Here is a 12,756-nt window from a genome sequence, read left to right as displayed (position 1 = left end):
TGGAAATGTCAGCCGAGAGCCTGAGCGGCAAGGGCAAAGGTTTGGATATCGTCCGGTGCCTTTCGCGCGGCCTCCTCGATGGCAGCCGCCCCGCGAAAGGTCATCGTGATGCCGCCCCCGACCGGGCTGAGCGCATGGTCGGCGAGCCACGGCGCAAGACCGCTTGTCGCCGGGGTGTCGACGCGCACGAAAGCGCCGGCATGGCGGTGAAGATGGGCGGCGATCAGACGCTTGGCGGCCTCGCCGTCGCGCGCCACGACGGGCCCGATGACGACACCGCGACCGAAGGGTCGGCAAAGGGCAAAGCCTGTGACCTGCCCGCGATCGTCGCGCAGGACAACCGCCTCCCCGATCGCCCGAAGCCGCTCGAACAGCCTGTGCCGGTCGGCACGACAGGCCAGACGGTCGAGCGCGGCAATGGCGTCCCAATCATCGGCGCGCGCGTCGGCCGTCTCCTTTGGGGCGGGAACGGCCACCGCCTTGCCTTGATGCTGGAGAATCTGTCCGGTTCTGACGAAGCCCAGCTTCTCGTAGAGCGCCAGGCCCGACTGCGTCGCAACGAGCCGCATCTCGCGGTCGCCGCCGGCCGCCATGACATGCTCGACCAGCCGTCGGCCGAGCCCCCGACCCCGCATCGATTCATCGACGATGATCATGTTGATCATCGCCACCGTCTTGCCGAACGGCGTCGCAAACGCCGTGCCGACGATCCGCGCGCCTTGGGATGCGACAACGCCGTCAGAAATGGCGGCAATCAGCTCCCAGTCCTCGGGCCGATGCGGCCAGCCTTCCTTCGCCGAAAGCCTGACGGCATCGGGAATGAGGGCAACGGTGAACGGAAGGAGATGCGGCGCCGGTGGCGCGGTTTCGATCGAATTCATCGTGCCTGCCTGTCATATGAACGCATGCGGAGACCATGCATTGTGCTTCGGCCGCGACGGGATATTGGCCCGCGATGCCGCCCTATGGCCGCAGGATGTTCCCAATGCAGAACGATGCTCATCAGACCCTGCCGGATGCGAACGCAGTCTTGCCGGCTGAAAGCGCACGGCCGAGACGAAGCACCATCGTCTGGGCCCCGTGCAATTCCGCGGTCGTGATGTATTCCTCCGGCTTGTGGGCTCGGGCGATGTCGCCCGGGCCGCAGACGATCGCGGGAATGCCGGCCTGTTGATAGAGGCCAGCTTCCGTGCCGTAGCTGACGGCAGCCAGCGGCGCGTTGCCGGAAAGCCCCTCGATAAACCGCGCGAGGGGATGATCCTCCGTCATTGAAAGTCCCGGATAGGAGGCGATCACCTGTGCCGAAAGACGCTCATCGTTTTCGACGAGCCGCAAGGCCGGGTTCAAGAGCTCCAGCGGGTCGACACCGGCGATCGCCCGCGCCTCAATTTCGGCGATCGCCGTGTCCGGGATGATGTTGAGCGCCTCGCCGCCGGCAATCCTGCCGATCTGCAGCGTCGAGTAGGGCGGCGCGAAATGCGCGTCCATCGGCCCTTCCTGCCCCTGCCGCTCGGCTTCACGCGCGACCGCGCCGAGCGTCGGCAAGAGGGCGTGGATCGCGTTCTGTCCGAGATCGGGCCGCGAACTGTGTCCAGACAGCCCTTTGGCGGCGATCCGCAACGCCGCCTTCCCCTTGTGCCTGAGAACCGGAACCAGCCCGGACGGTTCGCCGACGATGCAGCCGACCGGCGGCGCGCAGAGCGTCGGCAGCTTCTCGATCAGATGCGGCACGCCGCGGCAGCCCGCCTCCTCGTCATAGGACAGCGCGATGTGGATCGGCCGCTCCAGATCCATGCAGACCAGCTGCGGCACGGCGGACAGAACTGCCGCCACAAAGCCCTTCATGTCCACCGCGCCGCGTCCGATCAGACGGTCATCGATCGCCCGCAAATGGAATGGATCGCCCTTCCAGGCCGGTTCTGTCGCCGGCACCACGTCCGTATGAGCGGACAGAATGTAGCCCGGCACGTTGACCGGTCCGAGGGTCGCAAAGAGATTGAAGCGATCGCCCTCCGGCCCGCCGACGATCACGGAGGGCACGCCATGACCGGCCAGGAAATCGCGAATGAAATCGATCAGCCCACCATTCGGCGTGCCGACGACCGAAGCGAAGGCGACGAGGTTGGACAGCATGGATTGCGGATTCATCGGGAATTTTCGTCCATTCTGCGGATGCGACGGTCCGCTCGCCCGGCGGCCCCCCACAGACTGCCGCGAAACGATCGGCAGCCATTGCCGTCGTGTCCCGCTCATTCGAAAGAATCTGCTTTCACCGCCCCGGCGAAGACCACAAAGCGCGATAGATCGGAGCGCTACCATCTCCGTTACGTCGCCCGGCATTTCTCGGGCAACCGGACGTCAAACACATCAGAGGCCAGATTCCCGTGTTCCGCCCCCAATTCATTACCTTCGACTGCTACGGCACCCTCACCAACTTTCAGATGGCCGAGACGGCACGCCAGATCTACGCGTCACGCCTCGCGCCAGACACCCTCGAACGGTTCATCCGAAATTTCGCCGCCTATCGGCTGGACGAGATCATGGGCGACTGGAAGCCCTACGATCAGGTACTGTGCAACGCCGTCGAGCGAACGTGCCGGCGAAACGGCGTCACCTTTGACGAAAGCGAGGCCCGCCAGTTCTACACCGCGGTTCCCGGCTGGGGGCCGCATCCGGATGTTCCGGCCGGTCTTGCGAAAATCGCCATGGAGATCCCGCTCGTCATTTTGTCCAACGCCATGGACGAGCAGATCATGTCGAATGTCGAAAAGCTCGGCGCGCCCTTCGCCCATGTCTTCACGGCCCAGCAAGCCAATGCCTACAAGCCGCGCTTCCAGGCTTTCGAATACATGTTCGACCAGCTCGGCTGCGGCCCCCAGGACGTGCTCCACTGCTCATCGTCCTTCCGCTACGATCTGATGTCGGCTCACGACCTCGGCATCACGAACAAGGTGTGGGTCAATCGCGGCCACGAGCCGGCCAATCCCTATTACGGATATGTCGAGATCGCCGACATTTCCGGCCTGCCCGCCGTTGTCGGCCTGTAACGCCATGGAACTGAAATCCTACTGGCACGAGACCGCCCCGCGCTTTGCAGGCGCGGCGTCAGAACCGGTCGAGGGCGACTTCGACGTGGCGGTGGTCGGCGGCGGCTTCACCGGACTGTCGGCAGCTCGCACACTCGCCAAAGAAGGTGCCAGGGTCGTGCTTCTCGAAGCGCGCCATGTCGGATACGGCGCTTCGGGGCGAAACGGCGGCCATCTGAACAACGGGCTCGCCCACAGCTATCTCGCCGCCAAAGCGCAGCTCGGCGAGACGCGGGCGAAGGCGCTCTACCGGCTTCTCGACGATTCCGTCGATACGATCGAACGGCTCGTCCGCGAGGAAGACATTGCCTGCGACTTTCGCCGTGCGGGCAAGCTGAAGCTCGCCTCCAAGCCGAAGCATTTCGAGGCGATCGCCCGAAATTTCGAAGCGGTCAATCGCGAGATCGACCCGCAGACCGCCCTTCTGACAGCCGCCGATTTGCCCAGCGAGGTGGGCTCCCGCGCTTTTCATGGCGCGATGCTCTCCCAAAAGAGCGCCATGGTGCATATGGGCCGCTTCGTCACCGGCATGGCCGAGGCGGCAAGCCGGCATGGCGCCATCATCTTTGAAAACGCGCCCGTTCAGCAACGCGACCGCATCGGCGCTGGCTGGCAGCTAAAGACACCGCGCGGAAGCCTGTCGGCCAAGACCGTCTTTCTGGCGACTGACGCCTATACCGAGGGACCTTTCGCCCATTTTCGGCGCCGGATCATTCCGGTCGGCAGCTTCGTCGTGGCGACGCGGCCGCTGACCGCGCAAGAGGTCGCCGCGACGATGCCGGGCAACCGGACCTGCGTCACCTCGATGAATATCGGCAATTATTTTCGCCTATCGCCCGATAATCGGCTGATCTTCGGCGGCAGAGCGCGCTTCTCGGCCGTCTCGGATGCGACCTCCGACGAAAGCTGCGGCCGCATCCTGCAGCGCAGCCTGGCGGACATCTTCCCGCACCTTGCCGGGATCGCGATCGACTATTGCTGGGGCGGGCTCGTCGGCATGACCAAGGATCGCTTTCCGCGAGCCGGCGAGGCCGACGGCGTCGTCTACGCCATGGGCTATTCCGGCCACGGCGCACAGCTTTCCACCCATCTCGGCGCGATCATGGGCGAGATCATCGCCGGCAAGCCGACCCCCAATCCGTTGGCGGGGATGCGTTTCGACGCGGTGCCCGGCTATGCGGGAAAGCCGTGGTTCCTGCCGATCGTCGGTCTCTATTACCGCATGCTCGACCGCATTCAATAACCCCCGCCCAGCAGACAGTGGGGAGCGGCCGGAACCAAGCAGGCGGCCGGGAAAGTCCGCGATCCGGTCGGCTTTGCTGGCCGTCGCCCGTCCCTCGATCAAAGGTCAATCAGCACCGATTTCGTTCGGCGGTTGGCGCGATAGGCGTCCCGTCCGAGATCCTTGCCGAGCCCAGAGCCCTTATAGCCGCCGGTCGGCAGGATGTGATCGGCGGAGCGGCCGTAGCGATTGACCCAGACCGTCCCCGCTTCAATGGCCCGGGTGATCCGGATCGCGCGGGACAGATCCCGGGTATAGACGCCGGCACAAAGGCCATAGGTCGGATGGTCGGCCAGGGCAATCGCCTCGGCTTCATCGGCAAAGGCTTGCAGCGTCAGGACAGGTCCGAAAATCTCTTCGGTTACGGCCGGCGAGTCCGGCGACACGCCGGTAATCAAGGTCGGCGCGAAAAAGGTGCCGGGACGCTCGAGCCTTTCTCCACCGGTTACAATCTCGGCCCCACGCTCCTGCGCAGCCCGGACGATGCTCTCGATCCGGGCCAGCTGCTTTGCCGAAATGATCGGCGAATAGGCGGATGCCTCGTCCCAGGTCGGTCCCGGCGCGATCGCCGCGAAACGGGACATCAGCCGCTCGGCCAAGCCATCAAAGGCGGAGGCCTCGACGATGACCCGTGATCCTGCCACGCAGACTTGCCCGGCATTGGCCAGGATCCCGCGCGCGATACAATCGGCGGCCAGATCGAGATCGGCGTCGGCGAAAACGACCTGCGGGCTCTTGCCACCCAGTTCGAGCGTCATCGGCTTGATGCCGGTGCGGGCGACATTCGCCATGATGGCGGCGCCGGCCGCCGTTGAGCCGGTGAACGAAACCTTGGCGATGCCGGGATGGCCGGTCAGCGCGGTGCCGGTGGTCGCACCGTCGCCGAGGACGACGTTGACGAGACCGTCCGGCAGCCCGGCGCGCACCGCAAGCTCGGCCAGTGCCACCGCCGTGAAGGGCGTCATCTCCGACGGCTTGAGAACCACGGCATTGCCCGCCGCAAGGGCCGGCCCGAACTTCCATCCGGCCATCGAGATCGGAAAGTTCCATGGGGTGATGGCCCCGACGACGCCGAAGGGCTCACTTTCGATCATGCCGAGCTTGTCGGACGCGGTGGGGGCGACCGTTCCGCCCTCTTTGTCGGCAAATTCCGCAAAGAAGCGGATCTGCTCGGCGGTGATCGCGACGTCCCCGGAAATCGACTGTCCGATCGGCCGGGTCGAGACGACGCTTTCCATCCGCCCGAGCCAGGCCGCCTCGGACTGAATGAGATCGGCCCAGCGATGCAGCGCCTTGATTCGATCGCGCGGGCGAAGCCGCGACCAGCCGCTGGCCTTCAACGCCGTCTTGGCCGCCGTCACGGCTTGGTCGACGACGTCCGCATCGCCAACGGGGCAGCCAGCCTGCGTAACGCCGTCGGACGGACGACAAACGGGCAGCTCCGCGGCGCTGGCGACGAAGCGGCCGCCGATGTGATGCCCGATGGGCAGATCGACGGCCGAAGGATCGAAACTGAGGGACATAAATGCGGCCTTCCTCGCAGAGATCGCGATCATGTCCGATCTTAACCTCGGCGTCGCGACAGCAGATCGCGAAGGCTCATCAGGCTTGGCATAATCGTTCGCCGATACCGCCGCCCGTGATCTATTGTAACGCGGCGGGACGTCAAACTCTGCGCGCCGATCCGGGTGGGTTGCGACCCGGATCGGCGCTGCTCGTCTCGGTCCCAACGATCAGGGATGCGCTACAAACGCCAGTCGAAGGGTCCCGAGGCGGTTTGAGATGCGTTTTGCCTCACCGTTTGAAGCAAACCAGATCGATCTCCACCAACGCCTGGCGACCGAGAGCCGCGACCCCGACCGTGGTGCGGCTCGGCAATGCCCGATCCTGGGGAAAATGTTTGACGAACACCGTGTTGAAGCCGGCAAAATCGCGATCGAACTCCCGCAGGAAGATGCGGATGAAGACGGTGTCCTCCAAGCCGTAGCCGGCATGTTTCAAAATCCGATGGATATTGGTGAAGCACATTTCGCTCTGTGCCTCGATCCCATCGACGAGCGGCGCCTCTGGATCATCCGGATTGGTCGGCAGCTGACCCGTCACATAAAGCCAGCCATCCGCTTCAACGGCATGGGAATAGAAGGAAGACGGCGGCGGCGGGCTGGCATTGGCGACGACGTGGTGAAGCTTGCTGGACACGTTTTTGCTCTCTCAGTGGGCTGGATGGTCATGGAAAAGGTGGTGGATGGTCGCCTCGATATGGGCGGCGATGTCGGGGGCTCCGGTCATCTCGCCGAAGCTCGGCCGCGTGATGGGGCCGAATGCGAACAGCCCTTTCGTGGGCTGGCCCGCCATGTCCAGGATCCGGCTCGATCGGTCGACGGCAAGACCCAGTCCAAGTCCGTCGAGCGCGGCGACGCCATCGGCGAGCAAGGCCGAGACCAGCGCGTGATTGGCGAGGTTGCGGTCCGGACCGGTACACAGGACGACGGCATCGAATTGGTGTTGTTCGATCATCCCCCCGCCGGCTTTCAACGTCGCGGTGAAGCGGCCGTCTTCCGCTTTAAAGCTCAGAGCCGCGAGCCCTGCTTTGGCGATCGCCAGCCGGCCCGACTCGCGCTCCCGGTCAAGCGCGGCGCTGATCGTCGGCGCGATGCGGAAGCGGTGGACATCCCAATAGGGCAATAGCCGACGCAGCACCTGGCGCTGTTCCCGGATCGGCAGACCGTTCCAGACATCCGGCAGCACCGCGCGCAACTGATCGACGATCGGCTGCCAGCCGAGCTCGGGATCGCTTTCGCGAACAAGGCGGCGCATCAGCCTGAGAAGGCCGAGAGCCGTTCGCGGCGGATTTTCGCCCCCAAACAGATCGATCGTCCTGCCGATCTTGCTCAGAAACAGACCCTGCGGACGGGGCAGCAACGCCCGCCGGGAGATCGCGGTGATCGGTCCGTCGCGCCCCGTCGTGCGCAGGCTCATAACCACGTCGGCCATGGTCAGTCCGGTACCGACGATCAGCACATCGTCATCGGCCTCGATGGCGGCAAAGGCGTCCTTCGCCCAGGGATTGGCGACGAATTTCTCCTGCCTGGCGACCGTATCGGAGATCGCACAGGGTGCGGCCGGCGCCGCATGGCCGAAACAGAAGGCAACGAGATCTGCCGGAACGGTTTCGCCGCCGGCCGTCGTCACCTGCCAGGAGCCGTCAGCGCGCACGACACGCGTTGCCGCGTCCTCAACATGCCGGTATCTGACCCTAGGTCCGGCGTCGGCGACCGTCTGGCGCAAGACGTCGATGATGAAGCTGCCGTAGACCCGACGCGGAATGTAATACTGGCCGGTTCCGTCGTCGCTCTCAGGGTCCGGCAGGATGCCTCGGGCAAGACACCAACTGGTCGCCTCGCCCGGATTGTCCTTGCGAATCGTCATGATGTCGCTCGGCACGTTGATCCTGTGAGCTTGATCGTCAGTGCCGTAGGCGGTGCCACGCCCCACTTCGGCCGCCGGTTCGATGACGGTGACGGCGAGCGCCCGCCGCGTCGCGGCGATGGCATGAACGACGAGTGTGGCGCCGGTGAACCCGCCGCCGATCACGACGAGACGAAGTGGTGCGTCTTTGATCGTCTCCACGACACTCACCGCATTTCGCCGAGCGCGCGCACGGCCTCAGAGAAGCAGGCGACCGGCGCTTCCGCGACGCCGACGCCGATCCAGCCGCTTTGCCCATCCTTGTGGCCGATGCCGGTATGGATGCGGATCGGCAGGCCCTCCTGGACGACGCGCGCGGCATCCAGCCCGAGCCCCACGCCCGCCGCGCCGCACAGGGCGGGCGCAATCACCGGATTAGCTGCAATATACAGACCGCGCATCGCCTGTCCCGCCTGTGTCGCCTCCGACCAGGATCGTTCCATGGCCCGGGCGATTTCCGGCGAGGCGTGCGCGATCGCGCCGCCGAGACCATAGGCCTCGACGATGGCGCTATCGCCGAGATCGGCCTGGGCATCTTCGGCACCAAACGGCTCGAACCAGCCGCCAGCCGGAATGCTGGCCGGGGCGGTGAACCACCGGCGACCAGTTCCGGCGACTCGGATGCCGCATTCGACGCCATTGCGGGTGATCGCGGTTACGAGGCTCGAGCCTGCGACCCCCTCCGCCTGGTCAAGGGCCAGCTTGACCGCGGCCATGGCGTAATTGAGAAAATGCTGCGGATTGGCGAAGAGCCAGGATCGATATTCGTTCTGGAGCGAAGGAAGGGCGCGGATCAAGGCCATCATGCCGCCGATGTTGCGCTGGTGGACGTCATCGCCGAGCGCGACGCCGTCGGCAATCAGCGGCAGAACCGGCAAACCGTCGACAGGCAGGGCAGCGGCGAGCGCCGGTGCAAGCGTGTCGTCGAGCCAACGCAGCCCCGCCGCCACCTGCGCATTATAGACGCCGAACCGCATGGCCTGTCGGCCGGCCTCAGCGAGCGTTGCGTAGGTGACACCGGACCCGTTGCGATTTTCAACCCGCATCACCATCTGGCTCGGCCGCACCACCCCCGCCATCGGGGAGACCGTTCCAAGATCGTGATTGGCCCGAAGGCGGATAGCACCGGCCAGGATCATCTCCCGCGCCCGCTCGGTATCGTCCGCCCAGCCTTCATGAACGACCGCCCCGCTCAGCGCGCTTAAGACCAGCCAGGGGATCGCTGCGGGGCTCTTGAACGGCGGCCCGGCATGTCCAAGCTCGCGATCGCCGAGCCCGAGAGCGTCCGAGGCCCGCACCACGGCAGTCAGAACAGGCTCGGCGTCGTGGATGCGCCGAAGCGCGACATCGTTCGCCGGGTTGATGGAATCCTCAGTCATTTCATATACCTCGCTATGAAGCGCCGTGCTCGTTCCGTCGCCGGACGTTCGAAGAACGCCTCAGGCTCACCGACCTCGATGATCTGACCGCCATCGATGAACACGATCCGATCGGCCGCCTCGCGGGCAAACCCCATCTCGTGCGTGACGACGATCATGGTCATGCCTTCCGCCGCCAAATCGCGGATGACGGCCAGCACCTCGCCAACCATTTCCGGATCGAGCGCACTTGTCGGTTCATCGAACAGCAGCACCTCGGGTCGCATGGCGAGTGCTCTGCTGATCGCGACACGCTGTTTCTGACCGCCCGAAAGCGTATGCGGAAACACGTCGGCCTTATGGCCGAGCCCCACCCGGTCGAGCAGTCGCCGGCCTTCCTCCAAGGCCTCGGCACGCGGCCGTTTGAGGACATGAATGGGGGCCTCGACCACGTTACCGAGCACGGTCAGATGCGGCCACAGCGCGAAATGCTGGAACACCATGCTGATACGGGTACGCGCCGCCGCCAGCTCCGTCTTTGACATCGGCCGGGTTCCGCCGCCGGAAAGCGGCACGACGCCGAAGGGCCTGCCGCCGATGCGAACCGCACCCGAATCCGGCACTTCCAACCAATTGAGGCAGCGCAGGAAGGTCGACTTTCCCGACCCGCTCGGGCCGATGACACAGACCGTCTCGCTGGTCTGCACCTCGAGCGAAACGTCGCGCAGAATCTCGATTCCATTGAACTGCTTGCAGATCCGGGAAGCCGAGACCGCCGGCAGAGTCTGGTCATCCATGACGTGATCTCCGCAATCGAATGAGGCGCCCGACCACCAGTTCGACGATGAGGCACAAGCTCCAGTAGAGCAGCATGGCCACGGCGAATGGGGCGAAAGGCGTGAAATAGTTGGTGCTGAGGAAATTCGCCGCGAAGGTGAGTTCCTGGACGGTAATGATCATCAGGAGCGCGCTGTCCTTGATCATGACGATGACCTGATTGCCGACGACCGGCGCAGCCGACAACGCGATCTGGGGCAGCACAATGCGGCGATAGATCAGCGGCGTCGTCAAGCCGAAGGCGCGGGCGGCTTCCAGCTCTTCCCGCGGCAGAACCATCCCGGCGGAGCGGAAGATCTCGATCAGATAGGCCGTGTTGTAGATAACCAAGGTGATCAGACCCGCTCCCCAGGCCTCGAAACGCAGTCCGAGCTCGGGCAGGCCGTAATAGACGACATAGGCAAGGAGCAAAAACGGCACGCAACGCAACAGGTCGACGAAAGCCGCGCAGATTCTCCGCAGCCGGTTCGGCGCCTCGAGGAGGAACACCGCACCGAGCACGCCCAGCGGCAGGCTGATCGCCAGGCAAGCGAGTGTCAGGAGAACGGTATTGTAGAATCCTGACAACACCAGATCGCGCTGGGACCAGACGATGGCGAGCCCGGCCATCATACGGCATACCCATAAAGCCGGGCGATCCGCCGCTCGACCAGTCGCTGGCCGGCAACGATGACGACGATCAGCAGCGTGTAGATCACAGCCGCCGTCAAGAAGGGCGGCAGCGGCCGGTAGGTCTCGGCGCCGATCCGGCTTGCGGCGCGGGTGATTTCGACGACACCGATGACCGCGACGGCCGGTGTGCCTTTGAGCAGGATGGTCATCTCGCTGGTCAACGGGCCGATGCTGGAGCGCCAGAGTTGCGGCAAGATGATCCGCCGGAAGAGAAGCGGCGTGGTCATCCCGTGCGCACGCGCCGCCTCGATCTGATCCCGCGGGAAGATTTCGAGGGCACCGCGCCAGATTTCGCAGTTGAAGGCGGCGGTGTTGAGGGTGAGTGTCAGGATGGCGGCGGGAACCGGCGCGAGTTCGATTCCAAAACTGGGCAGGACGAAAAAGATGAACAGCGCGAAGGTGACGATGGGGGTCGCGCGAACCAGGCTGACATAGACGGCGACGACCGCGCTGAGGAGCGGCACCCGCAGCCAACGCACCAGCGCCAGGACGAGACCGAGGGGAACCCCCATGGCGATCCCAGAAAAGGAGAGCGCTGCGGTCGTCAAAGCACCGGTAATCAGTGTCAGGAAGGCGGCGAGGGTCATTCTCGGCTACGTCACGGAGTGGAACGAAAGAGGAGGAGGGCTGTCGCCCTCCCCCGTCGCGTTTCGGGCTTGGTTATTTCACGGTCGGGGTGTCCGGCATGTTTTCGAAGGTCGTACCGAGCCAGGTCTTCTGCAGTTTGTAGAGCGAACCGTCCTTGCGGGCCTTCAGCATGAAATCGTCGAGATAATTCAGCAGATCCGTGTTGCCCTTGGCGACCGCCCAGGCGGCGTAGGCGGGTTTTGCCACCGCCTTTCCCAGCTTGAAGCGATCCGGCTGTTCGTGGGTCAGGCTGGTCAGGTTGACGACGCCGTTGATGACGTAGTCGAGCCGCCCGTTGGCGAGATCCTGATAGGCTTCCGGAAACGAAGTGTATTGCTTGACCGTCCCGAGCTTGCCGCCGGTCTTGGCAAGCATCGCCTTAAGATCGTCAAGCGCCGCGTAAGACGCACCGCCGGCCTGTACACCCACCGTCTTGCCCGAAAGATCGGCGACATCCTTGATGTCCGTTTCGTCGGCACGGACCACGTAATACTGCGTGGCCTCGGCGATCGGCATGGTGAAGTCGAGGTTCTGCACACGCTCCGGCGTGATGACGGCGGCGGTCAGAGCGACATCGTATTTGCCCGACACGACACCCGGCAACAGGCCGGTCCAGGGAATGATCTGCTGCTCGATCTTGAAGGTCGATTGCTTTCGCAGCAGCGCCAGAAGCGCGTGATCGAGCCCCTTGGGCGTGCCGTCCTGAATGTATTCGAACGGCTTATAATTGTCCTCTGTCGCGACCGTCATGACGCCCTTGGCCTTGATCTCCTTCAGGCTGGCTGCATGAACGGCGCCGGCCGTCGCCAGAATGGCAAAGACAGAGGCGGCAAAGGCCCGCAATTGGGCTTGAAACGGCTTCATTCGCAACGACGTCATGCGTGTTCTCCATAGGCTGGGCTGAGAGAGGAAAATGGGGGACGAATGGGTTATCCTAAGCGCTTGCCGGTTACACCGGCGATGCCGCAAACGCGGCCCTATCGACTGCTCAATTCGGCGGGTCGACGAGCAAAAAGATCAATCTCGATCCGAGCCTGATAAGCAAGATCGGTCACCCCGATACAGGTGCGCGCCGGGCGCCGGGCCGGATCGAAATAGGTCTGATAGGTCGCGTTGAAGACGGCATAATCTTCGGCAAAATGCGTCAGATAGGCCCGCGCCATCAGCACATGCTCAAAACCGAGACCGAGACCTTCGAGGACAAGCTGCAGATTGGCCATGACGTTTCGCGTCTGCGCCGCGATGCCATCCGGCAGAACACCGGGGTGCTCGGGGGAATCCGGCATCTGACCGGTCACGAAAATCAGACCATCGCTTTCCACCGCGTGGCTAAACGGGGCGACCGGCTTCGGCCCGCCGGTGATCATATGGAAGAGCGGTCCCAAATTGGCCTCGTTGAGCGGTGACGACATCATGAAATCCTTCG

General features: G+C 64.3%; 13 protein-coding genes. 2 read left to right on the top strand and 11 right to left on the bottom strand.

The genetic code is table 11. The features are described from left to right. Positions 1-8: 8 nt before the first annotated feature. Positions 9-881 (bottom strand): GNAT family N-acetyltransferase, encoded by an 873-nt coding sequence (locus J1C48_RS08175; RefSeq protein ID WP_207257330.1) that lies wholly within the window; start codon positions 879-881, stop codon positions 9-11. 121 nt (positions 882-1,002) lie between these two features. After that, a complete protein-coding gene (gene argE / locus J1C48_RS08170; protein WP_207257329.1) occupies positions 1,003-2,148 on the bottom strand; it encodes an acetylornithine deacetylase in 1,146 nt (381 codons plus the stop codon). Positions 2,149-2,378: 230 nt separating this feature from the next. On the opposite strand from argE, the gene J1C48_RS08165 reads away from it, so the two are divergent. Next, positions 2,379-3,047 carry a haloacid dehalogenase type II gene (locus J1C48_RS08165; RefSeq protein WP_207257388.1) on the top strand — a complete coding sequence of 223 codons (669 nt, stop codon included), beginning with the start codon at positions 2,379-2,381 and terminating at the stop codon, positions 3,045-3,047. Positions 3,048-3,051: 4 nt separating this feature from the next. Next, entirely contained in the window at positions 3,052-4,329 is a 1,278-nt protein-coding gene (locus J1C48_RS08160) for an NAD(P)/FAD-dependent oxidoreductase (RefSeq protein WP_207257328.1), read from the top strand. 98 nt (positions 4,330-4,427) lie between these two features. Here the strand turns inward: J1C48_RS08160 and J1C48_RS08155 are convergent, their stop codons facing one another. From J1C48_RS08155 to J1C48_RS08115, 9 genes are all read right to left on the bottom strand, one after another. Next, positions 4,428-5,891, bottom strand: coding sequence for an aldehyde dehydrogenase family protein (locus J1C48_RS08155; RefSeq protein WP_207257327.1), 1,464 nt, complete (start codon positions 5,889-5,891; stop codon positions 4,428-4,430). 271 nt (positions 5,892-6,162) lie between these two features. Further along, positions 6,163-6,567, bottom strand: coding sequence for a Rid family hydrolase (locus tag J1C48_RS08150; protein ID WP_207257326.1), 405 nt, complete (start codon positions 6,565-6,567; stop codon positions 6,163-6,165). Between the two features lie 12 nt (positions 6,568-6,579). Continuing rightward, positions 6,580-7,998, bottom strand: coding sequence for an FAD/NAD(P)-binding protein (locus J1C48_RS08145; protein WP_207257325.1), 1,419 nt, complete (start codon positions 7,996-7,998; stop codon positions 6,580-6,582). Positions 7,999-8,003: 5 nt separating this feature from the next. After that, the gene (locus tag J1C48_RS08140) at positions 8,004-9,215 is read right to left on the bottom strand and encodes an oxamate carbamoyltransferase subunit AllG family protein (RefSeq protein ID WP_207257324.1); all 1,212 of its coding nucleotides are present in this window, start codon (positions 9,213-9,215) and stop codon (positions 8,004-8,006) included. Continuing rightward, complete coding sequence (locus J1C48_RS08135; RefSeq protein WP_207257323.1) at positions 9,212-9,991, bottom strand: amino acid ABC transporter ATP-binding protein; 780 nt, start codon at positions 9,989-9,991, stop codon at positions 9,212-9,214. Before J1C48_RS08135 ends, J1C48_RS08140 begins: the two co-directional genes overlap by 4 nt. Further along, a complete protein-coding gene (locus J1C48_RS08130) occupies positions 9,984-10,643 on the bottom strand; it encodes an amino acid ABC transporter permease (protein ID WP_207257322.1) in 660 nt (219 codons plus the stop codon). The genes J1C48_RS08135 and J1C48_RS08130 overlap by 8 nt, the downstream gene beginning before the upstream one ends. Then, positions 10,640-11,290 carry an amino acid ABC transporter permease gene (locus J1C48_RS08125; protein WP_207257321.1) on the bottom strand — a complete coding sequence of 217 codons (651 nt, stop codon included), beginning with the start codon at positions 11,288-11,290 and terminating at the stop codon, positions 10,640-10,642. The genes J1C48_RS08130 and J1C48_RS08125 overlap by 4 nt, the downstream gene beginning before the upstream one ends. Positions 11,291-11,363: 73 nt before the next feature. After that, positions 11,364-12,209: a transporter substrate-binding domain-containing protein gene (locus tag J1C48_RS08120; protein WP_207257320.1), complete on the bottom strand. Its 846-nt coding sequence runs from the start codon at positions 12,207-12,209 to the stop codon at positions 11,364-11,366. A 98-nt stretch (positions 12,210-12,307) separates the two neighbouring features. After that, entirely contained in the window at positions 12,308-12,697 is a 390-nt protein-coding gene (locus J1C48_RS08115; RefSeq protein ID WP_207257387.1) for a RidA family protein, read from the bottom strand. Positions 12,698-12,756: the final 59 nt, after the last annotated feature.

It is taken from the genome of Jiella flava (assembly GCF_017349315.1).
Lineage (GTDB): Bacteria > Pseudomonadota > Alphaproteobacteria > Rhizobiales > Rhizobiaceae > Jiella > Jiella flava.
This window is presented reverse-complemented; position numbering and strand designations above follow the sequence as displayed.

Bases quoted from the DNA above. Each gene is read 5' to 3' on its own strand.
- J1C48_RS08175 (WP_207257330.1), bottom strand. From the start codon at position 881: ATGAATTCGATCGAAACCGCGCCACCGGCGCCGCATCTCCTTCCGTTC.
- argE (WP_207257329.1), bottom strand. From the start codon at position 2,148: ATGAATCCGCAATCCATGCTGTCCAACCTCGTCGCCTTCGCTTCGGTC.
- J1C48_RS08160 (WP_207257328.1), top strand. From the start codon at position 3,052: ATGGAACTGAAATCCTACTGGCACGAGACCGCCCCGCGCTTTGCAGGC.
- J1C48_RS08155 (WP_207257327.1), bottom strand. From the start codon at position 5,891: ATGTCCCTCAGTTTCGATCCTTCGGCCGTCGATCTGCCCATCGGGCAT.
- J1C48_RS08140 (WP_207257324.1), bottom strand. From the start codon at position 9,215: ATGACTGAGGATTCCATCAACCCGGCGAACGATGTCGCGCTTCGGCGC.
- J1C48_RS08135 (WP_207257323.1), bottom strand. From the start codon at position 9,991: ATGGATGACCAGACTCTGCCGGCGGTCTCGGCTTCCCGGATCTGCAAG.
- J1C48_RS08130 (WP_207257322.1), bottom strand. From the start codon at position 10,643: ATGATGGCCGGGCTCGCCATCGTCTGGTCCCAGCGCGATCTGGTGTTG.
- J1C48_RS08125 (WP_207257321.1), bottom strand. From the start codon at position 11,290: ATGACCCTCGCCGCCTTCCTGACACTGATTACCGGTGCTTTGACGACC.
- J1C48_RS08120 (WP_207257320.1), bottom strand. From the start codon at position 12,209: ATGACGTCGTTGCGAATGAAGCCGTTTCAAGCCCAATTGCGGGCCTTT.
- J1C48_RS08115 (WP_207257387.1), bottom strand. From the start codon at position 12,697: ATGATCACCGGCGGGCCGAAGCCGGTCGCCCCGTTTAGCCACGCGGTG.